Source organism: Nocardia altamirensis NBRC 108246 (genome assembly GCF_001612685.1).
In the GTDB taxonomy this organism is placed as follows: Bacteria; Actinomycetota; Actinomycetes; order Mycobacteriales; family Mycobacteriaceae; genus Nocardia; species Nocardia altamirensis.
In genome coordinates, this window is record NZ_BDAY01000046.1 from 34027 (window position 1) to 53570 (window position 19544).

At 68.6% G+C, this 19544-nt stretch carries 12 protein-coding genes; 8 read left to right on the forward strand and 4 right to left on the reverse strand.

Annotated elements, in window-relative coordinates; genetic code table 11:
- The first annotated feature begins 31 nt into the window (after positions 1-31).
- From NA11_RS23615 to NA11_RS23635, 5 genes are all read left to right on the forward strand, one after another.
- On the forward strand, positions 32-1147 hold the full coding sequence (locus NA11_RS23615; protein WP_069164163.1) for a 3-methyl-L-tyrosine peroxygenase-related protein: 1116 nt from the start codon (positions 32-34) through the stop codon (positions 1145-1147).
- A 30-nt stretch (positions 1148-1177) separates the two neighbouring features.
- Positions 1178-2161, forward strand: coding sequence for a TauD/TfdA family dioxygenase (locus NA11_RS23620; protein WP_069164164.1), 984 nt, complete (start codon positions 1178-1180; stop codon positions 2159-2161).
- Between the two features lie 113 nt (positions 2162-2274).
- Positions 2275-3627 carry a cation:proton antiporter gene (locus tag NA11_RS23625; RefSeq protein WP_069164165.1) on the forward strand — a complete coding sequence of 451 codons (1353 nt, stop codon included), beginning with the start codon at positions 2275-2277 and terminating at the stop codon, positions 3625-3627.
- A gap of 90 nt (positions 3628-3717) precedes the next feature.
- Positions 3718-4074 carry a DUF2834 domain-containing protein gene (locus tag NA11_RS23630; RefSeq protein WP_069164166.1) on the forward strand — a complete coding sequence of 119 codons (357 nt, stop codon included), beginning with the start codon at positions 3718-3720 and terminating at the stop codon, positions 4072-4074.
- A 229-nt stretch (positions 4075-4303) separates the two neighbouring features.
- Positions 4304-5020 (forward strand): hypothetical protein, encoded by a 717-nt coding sequence (locus NA11_RS23635; RefSeq protein WP_069164167.1) that lies wholly within the window; start codon positions 4304-4306, stop codon positions 5018-5020.
- 190 nt (positions 5021-5210) lie between these two features.
- On the opposite strand, the gene NA11_RS23640 is transcribed toward NA11_RS23635, so the two are convergent.
- The 4 genes from NA11_RS23640 to NA11_RS23655 form a co-directional block, all read right to left on the reverse strand.
- Complete coding sequence (locus tag NA11_RS23640; RefSeq protein ID WP_141717792.1) at positions 5211-5603, reverse strand: hypothetical protein; 393 nt, start codon at positions 5601-5603, stop codon at positions 5211-5213.
- A 140-nt stretch (positions 5604-5743) separates the two neighbouring features.
- Positions 5744-6139: a hypothetical protein gene (locus NA11_RS23645; RefSeq protein WP_084655000.1), complete on the reverse strand. Its 396-nt coding sequence runs from the start codon at positions 6137-6139 to the stop codon at positions 5744-5746.
- A gap of 327 nt (positions 6140-6466) precedes the next feature.
- Positions 6467-7888 carry an acyl-CoA carboxylase subunit beta gene (locus NA11_RS23650; RefSeq protein ID WP_069164191.1) on the reverse strand — a complete coding sequence of 474 codons (1422 nt, stop codon included), beginning with the start codon at positions 7886-7888 and terminating at the stop codon, positions 6467-6469.
- A gap of 14 nt (positions 7889-7902) precedes the next feature.
- Positions 7903-8676, reverse strand: a complete 774-nt coding sequence (locus NA11_RS23655) for a thioesterase II family protein (RefSeq protein WP_069164169.1) — start codon at positions 8674-8676, stop codon at positions 7903-7905.
- Between the two features lie 488 nt (positions 8677-9164).
- Here NA11_RS23655 and NA11_RS23660 point away from each other — a divergent pair, with 488 nt between their 5' ends.
- The 3 genes from NA11_RS23660 (at position 9165) to NA11_RS44970 (ending at position 19352) form a co-directional block, all read left to right on the forward strand.
- The gene (locus NA11_RS23660) at positions 9165-10253 is read left to right on the forward strand and encodes an AMP-binding protein (RefSeq protein WP_069164170.1); all 1089 of its coding nucleotides are present in this window, start codon (positions 9165-9167) and stop codon (positions 10251-10253) included.
- A gap of 189 nt (positions 10254-10442) precedes the next feature.
- A complete protein-coding gene (locus tag NA11_RS23665) occupies positions 10443-11120 on the forward strand; it encodes a beta-ketoacyl synthase N-terminal-like domain-containing protein (protein WP_069164171.1) in 678 nt (225 codons plus the stop codon).
- 81 nt (positions 11121-11201) lie between these two features.
- On the forward strand, positions 11202-19352 hold the full coding sequence (locus tag NA11_RS44970) for a type I polyketide synthase (RefSeq protein ID WP_069164172.1): 8151 nt from the start codon (positions 11202-11204) through the stop codon (positions 19350-19352).
- Positions 19353-19544 lie beyond the last annotated feature (192 nt).

The window sequence follows — 19544 nt, forward strand, 5'->3', positions numbered from 1 at the left end:
CGGGCGGGCTGATCCCGGATAGCCTTGATCTATGGGTACCTCGGTAGCAGTCCCGTATCCGCCGGTGGCTGTATTCCGGGAACCGAAGGGCGGGGAACCCATCACGGACCTCGGCGCCGAAGTGCGCGCCGACGCGCAGCGGACCGCGATCACCCTGGCCGAGGTCCCAACGCACGCTGGGCCGCTCGAACGAACCACGGCCTTGCGGTACGCGGTGACCGCGGCCGGTGAGCTGGTCGGCGGATTGTCGGTGACCGGTGGGCCGATCATCGGCGAGGAGCTGCCCGCAGAGTCGGTGAGCCAGTCGTTCTTTCGGGTTCGTGAGGTCGAGCTTTCGGATCAGCAGGCGGCCCTGCACGGTGTCCTCGTCGTCTACCGCGGTCTGCGGGATTTGTGCAGCGCCCCACTGTCCGGTGCCGACCTGGCGGTGGAGGTCGCGGGCATGCGGCAGGCCGTGCTCGATCTCACCGGCACCACCGCGGCCGACGAGCCGTCGGCCGCCCGCATCCCTGATGCTCAAGAGCCGGAACAGGTTTCGCTGGAGCGGCAATGGACCGCCAGGTGGATTGTCGGTCATCAGGTCCACGTGCTGTTCAACATCTGTGCGGCGGTGGCCGTTACCGACGCGACGCACCATCTGCGCAGCGGCGCGGCCGATCTCGCTTTGACGCGACTCGACGACGCGACCACCTACGTGCGTGGTTTTCCCGCGGCGATGATCCACGCCAGCACGATCCCGGTGGAGTACTACCTGGCCGCCGTCCGACCGACGATGCAACCGCCGGACGTGACGATCCCGTTGAGTGGTCGGCAACACCGCGGCTACAAGACCTTTCGTGGCGCGATGAAGGATCTGCTCAGCGAGCTACCGGAGACGTTCGAGGAATTGCACGCCCGAGAACCGGAACTCGCCGACGCCAGAGGCGCGCTGCTCGAAGCCGATCTGATCGACAGTGAACGCCATGTCACGCTTGCGTATTCGATGGTGCGGCAGCGTCGTTCCATCGCGCAGTCACCCTCCGGGCCGGACAACGCCGTCGGTGAACTGCGGTCCATGCGGCATCGGCGGGCGGCGCACTATGCGCCGCTGATTCGCTTCGGCGACCACTATGTCGCCGAAGCCATAGCGGCTCTGCGCCACCGCTGAGGACTTGCCCCCGCTGATGAGGAGACAGTGATGTCGCGCGAAACCAACCAGGCCACTGTCGATCTCGATGATCTGCGGATGAGTCCGGCGGATACCGCCGAGGTGGACCGCCTCGCCCGCACCTTGTGCGCCGAAGGGCGGGTGGATGACCCGAGCTGGGTGCGTGGTGCCAGGCATGCCAGCGATGCGCTGCCGCTGGCGTTGCGCCGCGGTCTGCGAACGTTCCGGCGGCACTCCGGGTTTCGGGGTTTCCAGGTAATCCACGGCCTGCCGGTCGACGAGGCGATGTTGCCTGCCACGCCGTCGGTGCCGGACTCGGTGCAGCGGGACCCGGCCGTCGCCGCTGCGGTGCTCACCATGCTCGCGTGTGTGCTCGGCGATCCGCTCGCGTATCTGGCCGAGAAGTCCGGTGCGCTGGTGCAGGACGTCGTGCCGATCCGAGGCAAGGAGTCGTTCTCGGGAAACGCAGGCTCGGTGCTGCTGACCTTTCACAACGAGAACGCTTTTCATCAGCACGAACCGGACTATGTGCTGCTGCTGTGCCTGCGTGCCGACCACGACCGCGTCGCCGGGCTGCGCACTGCGTGCCTGCGAGAGGTGCTGCCGCTACTGCCCGCGGCGACCACACAAGTCTTGTCCGCGCCCGAATTCATCACTGCGCCACCGCCATCCTTCGGTTCGGACGACACCGAGCGCGCACCGCAGCCGATACTGTCCGGTGCTCCCGACGATCCGGACATTCGGATGGCGACCATCGCGACCAGGGCGCTGACTCCCCGCGCCGAGGCCGCGCTCGCCGACTTCGGCCGAGCCTGCGACCAGGCCGCGCACACGACCGTCCTCGAGCCGGGCGACCTGGTCGTCGTCGACAACCGGGTCACCGTGCACGGCCGCACCGCCTTCCGCCCCCGCTACGACGGCGCCGACCGCTGGATACAGCGCACGTTCGCCGTCACCGATTTGCGCCGCTCGCGCGACCACCGCCCCGACGACGGCTATGTCATCACGCGGTGACTCAGCGGTGCGATCGGCCGAAGCCGGACACCAAGTTCCTGACCCCTGGATGAATTGCCATCCACGAGCGATGATGCACTGATTCCAGACGGAATCAGTCAGCGAGGTTGAGCATGCCCTCACTACTCGAAGTAACGACGCATTTCTTTCTGCAGGTCGCGATCATTCTCGTGACCTGTCGCCTGCTCTGGCCGGTGTTCCGGCGGCTCGGTCAGGTCCAAGTGGTGGCGATCATGGCCGCAGGCTTCGCGTTGGGGCCATCGCTGCTCGGCTGGGCTTGGCCGTCGGCCCAGGAGTGGCTGTTCCCGACGACATTGACGGTCGGCACGGCGACGATCACCCACCCGAACCTCACCGCCATCTATGTCGTCGGCCAGCTCGGTCTGGTGCTGTACATGTTCCTGGTCGGCGCCTCGTTCAAGCTGGAGATTCTCCAATCGCATTTGGGCAAGGCGGGTGCCACCTCGGCCGCAGGTATCGGTCTGCCCCTGGTGCTGGGTGGTCTGGTCGGCGTATGGATGGTCGGGCAGGGCGGCTACTTCACGAGCAAAGTCGGGACGTGGCAGGGCGGCTTGTTCGTTGCGGCGGCGATCGCGATCACCGCGTTTCCGATGCTGGCCTGGATCATCTATGCCTCGGGCCTGTTGAACACCCGACTCGGCACGATGTCGCTGTCCTGCGCGGCGGTCGACGACGCCTGCGCCTGGGTGCTGCTCGCCACGGTGGTCGCCACGACGAAGGACACCATGTTCGGGGCCTTCCTGGCGATCGGCGGCGGCCTGGCATTTCTGATCTTCATGACCCTCGTCGCGCGGCGGTTCTTGGCGCGGTTGAACACCTGGACGCCACGGGACGGCGACAGCGAACGGGCCGGTGGCCTGCCTGTCGTTCCGCTGACGATCGTGCTGCTCGTGGTGCTGGTATCCAGCTGGTTCACCGACTACGTCGGCATCTACTCGGTGTTCGGCGCGTTCGTCGCGGGCACCGTGATGCCGCGCGGTGCGTTGCTCAACCTGATCCGCGAGCGATTCGAACCGTTGGTCGCCTATCTGCTGCTTCCGGCCTTCTTCATCTACTCGGGGCTCAACACCAAGCTCAGTCTGATCTTCGATGCCAAGGTGTTGTTGGTCGCGGCGGTCGTGCTGGTGGTGTCCTTCGCAGGCAAGTTCGGCGCGATCGGACTTGTAGCGCGGTGGCAGGGGATGAGCTGGCGCGAAGCGGGTGCGATGGGCGCGCTCGCCAACGCGCGCGGGTTGATGGAGCTGATCCTGCTCAACATCGGCCTGACCGCGGGACTGATCACCGGCCAGCTCTACACGATCCTTGCGCTGATGACCATCGTGACGACCTTCGTGGCCACCCCGGTGATGCGCATGTTCGAACGCAGCGGATGGAAGAACGGTGTCGTCTTCGGGCCGTCCGGTGAGGAACGCCGAACTACGGAAAGCCGATCGCTGACCGACTGAACCCAACGCGTACTACCGGTAGCCGACCATTCGCTGATATTACGGTTGTAGCGACCGACCAGTTGGCGTCACGACCGAAGGAGTCTGCTCATGTCCGACAGCACCGTTGGCACGTCCTGGCGACGACCGACCCTCATCGCGACGCTCATCGCCGCGTTCATCACGCAGAACTCGATCGCGCTGCCCTATGTGCGGCGCAACGGGCCGAAGTCGGTGCAGGACTTCTTCATCGGCGACATCTACAAGACGGTGCCTGGCCGCTTCGCCATGGTCGACCTCGGCTTCGTGGTGCTCGGCTTCCATGCGTGGGCCTTCGCCGAGGCGCGGCGGCTCGGCATCGTGCGCTGGTGGGCAGTCTCGTTCGTGCTGACCTTCTCGGTGGGCATCGCCACCGCGATCCCGTTCTTCCTGCTGGTTCGCGACTGGGCGGACGGCAAAGAGAGCTGATCGGTTGTGATTGCATCGTGATTGAACTGTGATTGCCTGTGATGGGGAGTATTAAGCTGTCTCAACTCAATTTTAGAAGCTGACGCCCAGCTCGTCGCCACCTCCAGTCGGCCATACCCTTGGCTTTACGGCGTAGGACAACCGATCCGACACGCGGTCGACCCGGAGGAAACAGTTCATGGGCAAACACAGTGCACCTCGCAAAAGCTATGTAGCAACGCGATTCGCAATGCTGTCGACGGCGACGTTGATCGGCATGGGCATCGCGACCACCGGCGGCGCGGGACAGGCTGTGGCCGCAGAGGATCCGTTTAGTGCCCCGTTCGGTGGTGGCGGCGACTCGTTCGGTGACTTCTTCGGTGGCGGGGCTGACTCGTTCGGCGATTCCTTCGGCGGCGGTGACTCGTTCGGTGATTCCTTTGGTGGTGGACGGGATTCGTTCAGGGACCTCTTCGGCGGTGGAGAGGATTCGCCTGGTGATTCCTTCGGCGGTGGAGAGGATTCGTTCGGCGACCTCTTTGGTGGCGGGGAGGATTCGCTGAGTGACATCTTCGGTGGCGGGGACGATTCGCCTGGTGATTCCTTCGGTGGCGGGGAGAATTCGTTCGCTGACCTCATCGGTGGCGGCGCCGAGGACGCGGAGGAGAGTGCCGGAGACAGCGACGATGGCGCGGGCGACGCCTTGGGTGGACTCGGTGATTTGAGCAAGGCGCTGGGAGCTTTGGGTGGCGGGGACTCAGAGAAGAGCGCCGGAGCTGCCGGCAAGAGTGCCGGTGGTGCGGGTGATTCCCTGAGCACACTCGGCGATGCGGGCAAAGCCTTGACCGCACTCGGCGGCGCGAGCACCGCACTGGGCGGACTTGGCGGCGTCGGCCCCGCGCTCACGGGCGCGGGCACCGCACTGAGCGCACTCGGCACCCTCGGCTCGCTCGCGGGTGGAAAGTAGCTAGTCGGCGGAACCGGTAGGGCTCTCGCTCTGCCTGGCTGGATCTCGGCGGGCGGCCCGAGCAGCAGTCCATAGGGCAGACGGAATCGGAGATCCGTTGCTGGACAAGTGATCACGGGGAACTGGTGCAGGTCGGATCTCGGGCGATGCCGGCACCAGTCCCCATGATCGGTCGACCAAATGTGTGTCGCTATCGCCGGCCGGGGTCGTACTCGTACGCGTTCGGTGGGAGACCGGGGCGGGTCGGGACCTGGGTGATCCGCACGTCGGTCGCGATGCCGATCTGGCCGAGGACGAGAGGCATCATGCAGTCCCGCGACGGACGGGACGAGCCTGCGAATCCCGTGACCGACTTGGGGTAGGCCCCGAATATCGGACTGCCACCGGCCATGTTCAGCCCGAAGCAGTCGACTTCAAGGATGTACGCACCGTCGCCGTCGCAATGCGCCGTTGCGCTGGTCAATCCGCGATCGAGTGCGCAGCCCTGCGGCTCGGCTGCGGCCGAACCGGACGCGAACGTGACCGTCGCGGCGGCGCTCGCCACCAAAACCGATGTACCAACGAAGCTTCGAGCCAAACTCATAAACCAGGTCCTCCGCATCTGAGTCGAACGAAATGGTGAGCCGATCCAAGCAAGGCTTCCGCAAACCCCTAGCGGTCGGAAGACCTCAGAGTTCGGGGCCGGTTGTGCACTGTACTGCGGCCCGGTCGGTCGGCCCCGCCTCAGGCGCGCGTTGGTTCGCGTCGAAGTGCGACAGTGGCGCACGCGGTGGCAAGCAGCCAGACGACCGGTCCCACAGTGCCACCGATGAGATCGACATGGCCGGGCGCGACGAGGAAGACGACGAACGCCAGATCGACCACACCGAGCACGACGACGTTGAGCCAGTAGCCGGCGCGGCTGTTCACCCGGTTCATGGTCACCGCGACGAAGATGGCTTGCGCCCCGAGCATGCTCACGCAGCAGAAGTACAGCAGGCTTTCCGCCGCCAATTCGGTGTCGGGCGCGCCGTCGGTGAGGTCACCGATCACCATGGAAACACCGAGCCCCATGTGCAGCAGGCCCCATAACACGTACAGCACAGCAGCACTCGTCGACCACCGACGGCTATCTGTCATCTTGACTCCACGCCCGTATGAATTATGTTGGCCTGTCGAGGTTTCCGGCCATCACCTGGACCCTATGGTCTGCCGGTTCGTGCCGCATCAGGGTGATCACCGATCTTTCGGCTGCCTTCCGTCGCAGCACCGGCGACTGTTCCTGCGCTGTATCCGAATTAAGTGCTCGACGGTCTTATTGGTGCAGGGTTTCGTTACGCAGTGTTTCGGATCACTGCGTTCGAGGCCAACGACGTTCTCGAAGAATGATGCCGGTCTCCTCAATGGTGCGGAGACCGGCATTCGTTCGTGCGCTCCGGTGCGAAAAGCTGTGCACCGGAGCAGGGTTCACAGCGGGATGTTCTTGTGGTGACTCGGTCGGGCGGGCGCTGCGGCCAGCGCGGCCGCCAGGGTGGAGCGGGTCTTGGCCGGGTCGATCACCTTGTCGACAACGCCGATCGACAATGCGCGATCCACGCCGCCTGCGATGGCCTCGTGTTCGGCGGTCAACCGTGCCAGTGTTGCCTCGCGTTCGGCCGCGGGGACGGCGGCCAGTGCCTTCTTGTGCAGAATCCCCACGGCCGCTTTGGCGCCCATGACCGCGACTTCGGCGCCGGGCCATGCGTAGACCGCGGTGGCGCCGAGTGCGCGGGCGTTCATGGCGATGTAGGCGCCGCCGTAGATCTTGCGGGTGACCAGGGTGACGCGCGGGACGCGGGCTTCGGCGAAGGCGTGCAACAGTTTTGCGCCGCGACGCACCACACCGTCCCACTCCTGGGCGACACCGGGAAGATAGCCGGGCACGTCGGCGACGACGATCAGCGGTATGCCGAAGCCGTCGCACAGTCGCACGAAACGCGCTGCCTTCTCCGCGCTTGCGGAGTCGAGGCAACCGCCGAGGCGCAGCGGATTGTTCGCGACCACGCCGACGGTGCGACCGCCGAGGCGACCGAGGCCGGTGACCATGCTGCGGGCGTAGCCGCCTTGCAACTCCTCGAACGAACTCTCGCCTTCGACGTTGTCGAGGAGTTCGTGGATGACCGGGTGCACGTCGTAGGCGCGCTTGGCCGAAGCGGGCAGCATGGCTTGCAGGTCCACATCGCCGTGCGCGGCCGCGACCAGGTCGAATTCGCCCTGTTCTGCGCACATCGACACCAACCTGCGGGCCCGCCGCAACGCGTCGGCCTCGTCGGCGGCGACGATGTGGCTGACGCCGGACTTCGTGCCATGAGTGCGCGGACCGCCGAGCGTCGCCATGTCGACGTGCTCGCCGGTCACGCTGCGGACGACATCGGGTCCGGTGACGAAGATCCGCCCTTCGGGGGCCATGATGACGATGTCGGTGAGCGCAGGTCCGTATGCGGCGCCGCCCGCGGCGAAGCCGACCACCACCGAGAGCTGCGGCACCTGGCCGGAGGCGCGCACCATGGCCTCGAAGACGAGGCCGACGGCGTGCAGTGCTTCGACGCCTTCGGCCAGCCGGGCGCCGCCGGAGTGCCAGATGCCGACAACGGGCAGCCGGGCATCGATGGCGGTATCGATCGCGGCGACGATGTGCGCGCACCCTTCGACGCCCATCGCGCCGCCCATCACCGTGGCATCGGAGCAGTATGCGACCGTGCGCACGCCGTCGACGCGGCCGACGGCGGCCTGCACCCCGGACGTGTCGCGGGGGTGCAGCAGGCGCATGGTGTCGGGGTCGAAGAAGCTGCCGAGCCTGCCGAGCGGGTCGCGGGGGTCGGTGCTCGAAATCTCGGGTACCGCACCCACCGTCGACCCGGTGATCACGCCGCGCACGCGCCGAACGAGACGTGGCGTTCGACGAGGGCGGCGACCTGATCCCAGCGCTGTTCCAGGTAGAAGTGCCCGCCGCCGAACGAATGCAAGGCGAAGGCGCCGCTGGTGTGCCCGCGCCACTTCTCGATGTCCTTGCCGGACACCCGCGGATCCTGGGTGCCGCGCATGGCGACCGTCGGGCAGCTCACCACGGCTTCGGGTTCCGCGAGATACGTTTCGACCGCGCGGTAGTCGTTGCGCACCGCTGGAATGATCATGCGCAGCAGGTCGTCTTCGGCCAGTAGCCGATCGTCGGTGCCTGCGAGACTGCGGATCTCGGTGAGCACGTCGTCGTCGGTGGCCAGCGGTATCTGGTAGTCCGCGCGCAGCGACGGCGCGCGCCGACCGGAGACGAACAGCCGGATCGGGCTGTGCCCCAGCCGTTCCCAGCGCCGCGCCACCTCGAACGCCACGGTGGCGCCCATGCTGTGGCCGAAGAACATGGTCGGCACGCCGTCCGGCGGCAGCGCACGCGCCACCTGTTCGGCCAGCTCGCTGATGTTATCGATGAACGGCTCGCGCATGCGGTCCTGCCGTCCTGGGTACTGCACCGCGCGCACCTCGATCGGCAGCGAAAGCGCCCGCGCCAGTGGCCGGTAGTAGACGGCCGAGCCACCCGCGTGCGGGAAGCAGATCAGCCGCAGTGTCGCGGTGGGGGCGGGATGGAATGCGCGAATCCATCGCGCTTGGTGTTCGGTATCCACCGATATAGCGCTGTTCATGGACGTTCCTCTCGGTCCGCTGCTGCAGGCTGTCGGTCTTAGTGAGACGCGCCACACTCGGCTGGATACATGCCCGATATCGGTTTCGGGGCGATGGCCCCGGTGGCATGTTGTCCGGAACGGCGGATATGCCGCAGAGCAACCGATTTCGTTGCTGGACTTGTAGTGGTTGCCCGCGTCACACCGACGTCGTGAATGACATCCAACGCATCCGAGCGCAGCAGAACTGCCTCATCTACGGCATGGAGAAGCAAGGTGGGTCGCCGAATCCGACACCATCGGCACATGCGACACCCTGCTGGAGGTCGTGCGGCAGGTCGGCGGAACAGTCGGAAAGGATTGAGGGACATGCACATTGCCGTCGTGGCTCGGGGGAGCCTTGGCAGGGGGGCACGGCGGCAGCCTGCCGTAATGGTCGTCGGCGCAACCCGCGTCGGCGATCACAGTACCCGGCCGCGCTTACCCCGGCAGCGGACCGCGGAGGCGCCATGATCGTGCTTGACCTGGCCACCGAGCTGGAAGCCGCCGCGCACGCCGCGACAACGACCCTGACTTCCGGGCTGATCGAGGCCCTGCGTAGATTCCCGAACAGCACCGTGTCCGACGACGACAGCACGCTGAGTTTCGCGGCCGTCTACGAGGCGGCGCTGCGCCGAAGTGCCGTGCTGCGCGGCAGATTCGCCGTCGGTGACCCGGTGGTGTTGCGCTCGCGCAACACGATCGGCTTTCTGATCGACCTGCTCGGGTATCTGCTCGCCGGGTTGCGCCCGATCCTCACCGTCGGCGCCGGCGTGAGTTCCGCGCAACTGCGCCACATGCGTGAACGTGCCACGCCCGAGTGCGATTTCGATTGGTCGGCGGTGGCGCTGTACCTGGCGTCCGCCGGCAGCTCCGGTGGCCCGAAACTGACTCCGCGCACGCATACCGACTATGCGCTCAACATCTGGCTTGCCGCCCGCAACGCCGAATTGACGCCGTACGACTGCTATCTGGTGTCGATTCCGGCCGCGCAGAACTACGCGCTGGCCTGCCCCGGCATCCTCGGCGCGCTGCTTTCGGGGTCGCGGGTCGCCTTGACATGGGCGACCGACTACGACGGGATCAGCGCGGCCATCGCCCGCCATCGCGCGACGGTGCTTCCGGTGCTGGCGACCCAGGCGCGACCATGGTATGCCGCTGCGGCACAGGCGGATTCGCCGGTGCGGTTGGTGCAGGTGTGCGGGAGCGGGGTGACTGCCGCAGACGTGCACGCGCTCGGCGGGCTGTTCGGCGCCACCGTGCAGCACTCGTTCGGCACGGACGCGGGGCTGCTGTGCCAGTCCGCACCGTCCGACGATCTCGCGCGCAGGGCCGCGGGGATAGGCCGCCTGCTGTCCGAACGCGACGAGTTCCGCATCGTCGATCCCGATGCGGCAGGGCACGGTTGGCTCGAGGTGCGCGGGCCGTGCACCGTCACCACCTATCTGGCCGCACCGAATGTCGACGCCACCACCTTCACCAAGGACGGCTGGCTGCGCACCGGGGATCTGGCGCGGGCGGTCGACGAACGACACTTCGTCGTGCGCGCGCCCGAATGATCCACTGCTGAGCGATAACTGAACACTGCACAGGTGTCCCCGGTCGGCCGCACGCGACCGGGGACACCGGTGTCATGGCCGCGTCGGTCAACGATCATGTGAGGTTCATCCCTCCTTGCTGTATCCGGAAGCCGCCAACCCGGCTCTATACCTCGACGGCATGTCTATGGCCAGGAGGTCAGGAACGTGATGAGCGACAACGTATTCGCGCGCGGCATCGGGGAACGATGCAGCGCGGCCGTGGCGGTGATCGGGCTGGCATGTTCGCTGCCCGGTGCGGACAACCCCGAGTCCTACTGGGATGTGCTGTGCGATGTCGCCGCGGCGATCCCGCCGACGTCGCCCGACCTGTGGCAGCAGCCGCCGGGGGAGAGGCACGCCTGCGATCGACCGGACGGCACCGGCGAGTTCGACGCGGCGATGTTCGGCCTCTCGGTGCACGAGCTGGCCGCACTGGATCCCGACACCCGCTTGATACTCGAATTGGGTTGGGCGGCAATGGAAGACTCCGGCACACCACCCGAGGTCCTGCGTGACGCCGAGGCCGCGGTGTTTCTCGGTGGCGACCAAGCCGTCCGCCTGGCCTATCAGAGCCTGCGCTCGGGAGTGGCCCGGCTGGCATTGGCGGACAACGTGCATCTGCATCCCGGGGTGGAGCGTGCCCTCGGATTCGCTCGCGGCAGCGCGCGGGTGGCGGTGCTGAAGCGGCTCGCCGACGCCGTCGCCGACGGCGACACCGTGTACTACGTGCTGGTCGGCGGCGGCGCCGGGCGCGACGGTGCGCCGCCGACCGTGCCGGATGCCGCCACCCAGCGGGCACTGCTGCAGGCCGCCTACGCAGGCGCCGAGCTGGCCTCGGCCAGCTGAATTCGGCGCGGGACCGTATCCGGACGCGGCACTCGGTGCTCCTGGTATGGACGAGGTAGGTGCGGCCAGGAGGTCTGGAACGTGAAGGGCAACAAAGAACTCGGGCAGCAGCCCGGCGATGCGGGCCGCGAGGCCGTTGCAGTGATCGGCTTGTCGTGTCGAGTCCCCGGCGCAGGCGACCACCGGGCCTTCTGGCGGATGCTGTGCGATGGCGCGGATGGGATCACGACGATCCCCGACGACCGATGGCCCGCCGAGGTTGCCGAGCTCGCGCAGTTCCGTCGCGCCGGATTGCTGGACCGGGTGGGTGAATTCGATGCGGGCTTCTTCGGGATCTCGCCCCGCGAGGCGGCCGCGATGGATCCCCGCCAGCGCCTCGCGCTCGAATTGAGCTGGGAGGCACTGGAAGACGCCAGGATCACCCCGGATCGCCTGCACGGCAGCGACACCGCCGTCTACTTCGGCGCCACCAGCGACGACTACGCGGCGCTGGTCGGCAGGCACGGCGAGCAGGCCGTGTCGCACCACTCGCTGACCGGGCTGTGGCGCGGTGTGATCGCGAACCGGATCTCGCATCGCTTCGGCTTTCACGGGCCGAGCGTCACCGTCGACACGGCGCAGTCCTCGTCCCTGGTTGCCGTGTACCTGGCCGCCCAGAGCCTGCTGTCCGGTGATGCCGGGATCGCGCTTGCCGGCGGCGTGCACCTGAATCTGGTGCCGGACAGCACCCTTGCCTTGGCCCGCGCCGGCGCGCTCTCCCCGGACGGGATCAGCTACACCTTCGACGCCAGGGCCAACGGCTTCGTCCGCGGCGAGGGCGCGGGTGTTGTCGTGCTCAAGCGCCTCGCCGATGCCGTGGCCGACGGCGACCCGATCTACTGCGTGCTGCTCGGCGGCGCGGTGAATCACGACGGCGCCGGGCAGGCCTTGACCGTGCCCGATGCCGAGGCGCAGCAGGCGGTGTTGCGCGCAGCCTACGACCGGGCCGGAGTGGATCCCGGCCAGGTCGGTTACGTCGAATTGCACGGCACCGGAACCCGTGCCGGTGACCCGGTCGAAGCGCGTGCACTCGGCGCGGTCTTCGGCGCGGGCCGCGCGGCGGCGCAGCCGCTGCTCGTCGGCTCGGTGAAGACGAACATCGGGCATCTCGACGCCGCGGCAGGCGTCGCAGGCCTGATCAAGGTGGCGCTCTCGCTGCGGCACGGCGTGCTGCCCGCGAGCTTGAACTACGCCGAGCCGAATCCGGCGATTCCCATGGACGAGTGGAAACTTCGAGTCGCCACCGCGGCGACGCCGTGGGCCGATGGCCCGCGGGTGGCCGGGGTGAGCTCGTTCGGTGTCGGCGGTGCGAACTGCCATCTGGTGGTCGGCGCCGCGCCCACACGCGAGGTGGCGGATCGCTCCGAAGCCGTCGATGTCCCAGTGCCGGTGGCGATCTCCGGCGGATCGGCGGCGGCGTTGCGCGCCCAGGCCGCCCGGTTGCGGGAGTGGGTCGCCGAGCATCCTGACCTGTCCGTCGCCGACCTCGCCTACTCGACGTTGACCACCCGGGCGGCATTGCCGCAGCGCGGTGTCGTGCTCGCCGCCGATCGCACCGAATTGCAGGCTGGGCTGGCCGCTTTGGCGGAGGGTGCGCCTGCCCCGGATGTGGTCAGTGGCGTTGTGCGCGCGGGTACCGGTGTGGTGTGGGTGTTTCCTGGCCAGGGCTCGCAGTGGCTCGGCATGGCGCTCGGGCTCTGGGACAGTCTGCCGGTGTTCGCGGCGCGGATGGACGAATGCGAGCGGGAACTCAGCGGTTTGGTCGATTGGTCGCTGCGCGCGGTGCTCGACGACGAGGCCGCGCTGGCGCGGGTCGATGTGGTGCAGCCGACGCTGTTCGCGGTGATGGTGTCGCTGGCCGAGGTGTGGCGGACCGCAGGGGTCGTCCCCGACGCGGTGGTCGGGCACTCCCAGGGCGAGATCGCCGCCGCGTGCGCCGCTGGCCTGATCTCGCTGGCCGACGGTATGCGGCTGTCGGTCGGCCGCAGCAAGGCCATCGCCACCGAGCTGTCGGGGCGCGGCACGATGGCGTCGCTGGCGCTGCCGGCCGCCGAGGTGGACACCACTCGGGTGTCGGTCGCCGCGATCAACGGCCCCCAGGCGGTGGTGATCTCGGGCGATGTGGACGCGGTGCACGCCGTGGTCGCCGAGACGGTCGCACGTGAGGTGCGCGCCCGTGTCATCCCGGTCGACTACGCCTCGCACTCGACGCACGTGGAGGCGATCCGCGACGAGGTGCACGCGGCCGCGGCCGGAATCACGGTCACCGACAGCGGGATCGCGTTCTACTCCACGGTCGCGGGCGCCCGCCTCGACCCGGCCGAGCTCGACGCCGAGTACTGGTACCGCAATCTGCGCCAGCCGGTGCGGCTTTCGGAAACCGTTGCGGCGCTTGGTGCCGCGGGGCACTCGGTGTTCGTCGAGGTCAGTCCGCACCCGGTGCTGACAGGTCCGATCCAGGACACCGTCGAGGACGCAGTGGTGCAGGGCAGTCTGCGGCGCAACGAGCCTGAGCTGCGCCGGATGCTGACCTCTCTGGCCGAGCTGTACACGGCGGGCGTGCCGGTGGAGCTGGCGGCCTTGCTGCCGGGTGGTAGCCCGATCACGTTGCCCACCTACGCATTCCAACGGACTGCCTACTGGGTTGAGGGCAGTGGCACGTTCTCGATGCCGGGATTGGCCGCAGCCGGCGGGCCGGTCAAGGGAGTGCCCGATGACTCCGATGACGAGGCGGCCGTTGCGTTTTCCACGCGCGACCTGCGGCAGCTGGTCCGTGCGCAGGCGGCGGCGGTGCTCGGCCACGCCGACGCGAGCGCGATCGAGACCGCGCACACCTTCAAGGAACAAGGCTTCGACTCGGTCACGGCCGTGGAACTGCGCAACCGGCTGAATGCCGCGACCGGCCTGCGCGCACCGACCTCGCTGCTGTTCGACTACCCGACACCGGACGTACTGGTGGCCCATCTCGTCGCCGAACTCGGCGGTGCCGCCGACGACGACCTGGAACCCAGCTCGGGCACAAGGCAATCGGTGGCTGACGACCCGATCGCGATCGTCGGCATGAGCTGCAGGCTGCCCGGCGGCGTGCGCAGCCCCGACCAGCTGTGGACGTTGGTCGCCGACGGTGTCGACGCCATCGCGGAATTCCCCACCGACCGCGACTGGTCCGCATTGCCGGATACTTTCGCCCCTGTTGGTGGATTCCTCTCTGACGTAGGCGATTTCGACGCAGGCTTCTTCCGGATCAGCCCGCGCGAGGCGCAGACGATGGATCCGCAGCAGCGGCTGGTGCTCGAGGTGGCCTGGGAGGCACTCGAAAACGCCGGACAGGATCCGGCCGCGCTGCGCCGCAGTCGCACCGCCGTCTACCTCGGCGCGATGCCACAGGACTATCTGCCGCGCTTGGACGATGTACCGGAGGCATTGGGCGGGCACGCCCTCACCGGTTCCGCGAACAGCGTGATCTCCGGCCGCGTCGCCTACACCTTCGGCTTCGAAGGCCCCGCGGTCACCGTCGATACGGCCTGCTCGTCGTCGCTGGTGGCGATGCACCTGGCCGCGCAATCGTTGCGGACAGGGGAGAGCACGCTTGCGCTGGCAGGCGGCGTGACCGTGATGTCGACGCCGGGCATGTTCGTCGAGTTCGCCAGGCAGGGCGGGCTGGCAGGCGATGGTCGCTGCAAGGCGTTCGCCGACACCGCCGACGGCACCGGCTGGTCCGAGGGCGTCGGTGTCGTTGTGCTGGAACGCTTGTCGGACGCGCGCCGCAACGGGCACCAGGTGCTCGCGGTGCTGCGCGGTTCCGCGATCAATCAGGACGGTGAATCCAACGGCCTGACCGCGCCGAACGGTCCCGCCCAGGAGCGGGTGATCCGGGCGGCGCTGCACAACGCGGGCCTCGCGCCCGCCGACGTGGACGCGGTCGAGGCGCACGGCACCGGCACCAGCCTCGGCGACCCGATCGAGGCGCAGGCGCTGCTGGCCACCTACGGCCGCGAACGCACCGAACCGCTGTGGCTCGGCTCGCTGAAGTCGAACATCGGCCACGCCCAGGCCGCCGCAGGCGTGGCCGGGGTGATCAGGATGATCATGGCGATGCGGCACGGTGTCCTGCCGCGCACGTTGCACGTGGATGAACCGTCGCACCGCGTCGACTGGTCCTCTGGTGCGGTGAAACTGCTGACCGAACAGCAGGATTGGCCGCTGCGGGACCGGCCGCGCCGGGCCGCGGTCTCCTCGTTCGGGATCAGCGGCACCAACGCGCACGTCATCCTGGAGCAGGGTGATCTCGTTGCCCCCGTGGTGGATTCGCCGGACGCCGACCGCACCGGTGCGGTGCTGCCGTGGGTGGTGTCGGCGCGCACGACCCGGACCCTGGCCGAGCAGGCGGCGCGACTGCATGCCGCGCTGGCCGAGGACGCCGCAGCAGATCCTGCCGACGTGGCGGCCGCACTGCTGCGGCGGACCCGGTTCGATCAGCGGGCCGTGGTACTCGGCAGTGACCGCGACGAGCTGCTGGCCGGGCTGGAGGTCCTAGCCCGGGGCGAGCGCGCGGCAGGCGTGCTCACCGGCAGTGCCCAGGCCGCGCCAGGGGTCGGTGTGCTGTTCTCCGGACAGGGCAGCCAACGCGTCGCGATGGGTGTCGAACTGGCACAGGAGTTTCCGGTCTTCGCCGCGGCCTGGCACGCGGTGTGCGCCGAGCTGGATCCGCTGCTCGAGCACCCGCTCGATACGGTGGTCGCGGCCGAGCCGGACTCCGAGCTTGCCGCGCTGCTCGACGAAACGGCGCTGACCCAGCCCGCGTTGTTCGCTTTCGAGGTGGCCGCCTACCGGCTGCTGGAATCGTTCGGGGTCGAGCCGGCCGTGCTGGTCGGCCATTCCATCGGCGAGCTGGCCGCCGCCCACGTGGCAGGCGTGTTCTCGCTGGCGGACGCCGCGCGGCTGGTCGCGGCACGCGGCCGGTTGATGCAGGCGCTGCCGCGCGACGGCGCGATGATCGCGGTCGAGGCTACCGAAGACGAGGTGCGCGAGATCCTCGCCGACTCGGCCGATCGGGTGTCCATCGCGGCGCTCAACGGGCCGACCTCGACCGTGCTGTCCGGTGCCGAGGCGCCTGCCGTGGAGGCGGCCGCGGCCCTGGCCGCGCAGGGCCGCAAGACAACTCGGCTGCGCGTCTCGCATGCCTTCCACTCGCCGTTGATGGAGCCGATGCTCGCCGAGTTCGCGGCGGTGGCCGCGACGGTCGACTACGCACCCGCGCGAATTCCGATGGTGTCCAACGTGACCGGGCTGCTTGCTGAGGCAGGAGAATTGCAGCAGCCGGAGTATTGGGTACGGCACGTCCGCGCCGCGGTCCGCTTCGCCGACGGCGTTCGCGCCGCCCTCGCGGCAGGCGCGCAGGTGCTGGTCGAGGCGGGCCCGGACGCGTTGCTCACCGGCATGGCCGCCGAGACGCTGGCGGAAACGGCGGACGAGGCGGTGGTGGTGCCGATGTTGCGCCGCAACCGATCCGAAACCCGCTGTTTCGCAGAGGCGTTGGGCCGACTGCTCGTGGCCGGAGTGCCCGTCGACCTGGCTGCTCAGCCAGCCGTGACGCAGCGGCCTGGGCACCACGTGCACTTGCCGACCTACGCCTTCGACCACCAGCGCTACTGGGTCCGTGCGGTGTCGGCTGCCGGCGACCTGTCCGCCTCCGGCCTGGCGACCGTCACCCATCCGTTCCTCGGTGCCGCCACCGACTTGGCCGTCGGCGGGCAGCGTGTCTTCACCGGCAGGCTGACCGTCGCCGACCACCCGTGGCTCACCGATCACACGATCTTCGGGACCCCGGTGTTCCCCGGAGCCGCGTTCGTGGAACTGGCGCTTCGCGCACTCGACGACACCCTCGGCGCAGTGGCTGTCGCGGACCTGACACTGCACGCGCCGCTCACCATGACCGGTGCGGTCGTGCTGCAACTCCTCGTCGGACCGGATCAGGCCGAATCGGAAACAAACGGTGCGGCAACGGAACCCGGCATCCGCACGATCGACGTGTACAGCCGCCCCGCGGACGGCTCCACCAGCGACTGGACCAAGCACGCGACCGGCAAGCTCACCGCAAGGCCGGTGATCGCCCCCGAGACAGCCGAGTGGCCGCCGCAGCACGCCGCACCGGTCGACCTGGCCGGGTTCTATCCCGGACTGGTCGCACACGGCTACGAGTACGGCCCCGCCTTCCGCGGCCTGCACGCACTGTGGCGGGCCGAAGACGAGGTGTTCGGCGAGATCGAGTTGCCCGCAACGGTTCCCGCGGCCGGATTCGCCGTGCACCCCGCGCTGTTCGATGCCGCACTGCACCCCATGCTCGCGCTGCTCACCGACACCGACCCGGACGAAGTGCTGCTGCCGTACGCCTGGCGCGGCATCGGCGTCCACGCGCGGGCAGGCACGCGGGTGCGAGTGCAGTGCGCGCGCACCGGCCCCGCCGAGGTCGCGCTGTCGATCACGACACCCGAGGGCACACCGGTGCTCACCGTCGAATCCCTCGCGCTGATGCCGGCCACCGCCAGGCAGCTGCGCGGCGGAGCCGACGGGCTGTACCGAATCGATTGGCCGACAGTGCCGGTGGGTGCTGTCCCTGCTGACCGGGCGCCCACGATCCTGTACGTCGACGCGGAGCCGGGATCGGTGCCGGAGGCGGCGCGCACGGTGGCGCGACGCGTCCTCGAAGCGGTGCAGGAGCGCCTTGCCGATGCCACGGCCACGGCGCCGCTGATCATCGCGACCAGGCACGCGGTCGCGGTCACCGCGGCGGAGTCGCCCGATCTCGTGCTTGCCCCGGTCTGGGGGCTGGTCCGGTCCGTGCAGGCCGAGCATCCGGATCGCTTCGTGCTTGTCGACACCGACGGGCAGCGGACATCGCTGCAACTGCTCGCCACGATCGACCCGGCCGGTGAACCCCAGCTGGCCATCCGTGACGGAGTGGCGCAGGTGCCACGGTTGGCCGCCGCATCGGCCAATGGCCGCTCGGCGCGGTGGAATCCGGACGGTACGGTGCTGCTGAGCGGCGCCACCGGCGCGCTGGGTGCGCTGTTCGCCAGGCACCTCGTCGCCGCACACGGAGTGCGAAAACTGTTGCTGCTCAGCCGCCGTGGCGGCGCGGCCCCCGGTGCGGATGCGCTCGCGGCCGAGCTCGCCGAGCTCGGTGCCCAGGTCACTTGGGCAGCGTGCGATCTCTCCGATGCCTCGGCGTTGGCCGCGCGGATCGCCGAAATCCCCGCGCACGCACCGCTGTCCGCGGTCGTGCACCTGGCGGGCGTGCTCGATGACGGCGGCGTGGAAACCATGCGAGGCGAACAACTGGATCGAGTGTTCGCCCCGAAGGTTGATGCCGCATGGCATCTGCACGAGCTGACCAAGGAACTGCCGCTGGCGGAGTTCGTGCTGTATTCCTCGATCGTCGGCACGGTCGGCAACGGCGGCCAGGCGAACTACGGCGCCGCGAACAGCTTCCTCGACGCGCTCGCCGCACATCGCACGGCGGCGGGGTTGCCTGCCCGTTCCTTGGCCTGGGGCCCTTGGGAACTCGGCATGGCAGGCGATCTGGACGAGGTGGCCCTCGCCCGGTTCCGCCGTTCCGGGATGCGGCCGCTGCCCGCGGACACGGGCGCCGCGCTGTTCGACGCGGCGCTGCGGAGCGAAGCGGCAGTGGTGGTTCCGGTGCTGCTCGATCGGGCCGCTCTGCGGGCGGGGGAGCGGATCCCCGCGGTGCTTCGGGCGCTGGTGCCCGCGGCGACGCCGAGGACCGAGCCGGACGACACGCCTGCCTTCGCCGCCGAACTGGCCGGGCTCGCGCCCGCCGAGCGGCGGGAACGACTCATCGAGCTGCTGCTCTCGATCGCGGCGACCGTGCTCGACTACCCGGATCCCGACGATATCGACGCCGACCTGTCGTTCAAGGAGATCGGCTTCGACTCGCTCAGCGGGGTGGAGTTCCGTAACCAGGTCAAGCAGGACACCGGAGTTCAGGTCCCGGCCACCGTGATCTTCAACTACCCGACCACCGCCGCGCTCGCGGATCGGTTGCAGGAGTTGCTGTTCCCCGCCGAGGAGGCGGAGAGCATCGACTTCGACGAGGCGGTGTCGGAGCTGGACGACGAGATCGACGCGCTCGACCTCGACGATCTGATCAATCGGGCCTTCAGCAGCGACTGAGGCCACCGCAAGCAGGCACACGGCCGCGCGACCGAAAGGGGTCGCGCGGCCTTCTGCTGTCCGACTTCGACGAGAAGTATTGCGCAGCAACGGACCTCGGTGTATCCGACGCCACTGCGTTGCGCTCTTTCAAGACGTCCGGTCCGTTGGTTGCCGCAGTGTCGCAGGCCCCGGTTCCGGACATTGGCGTGT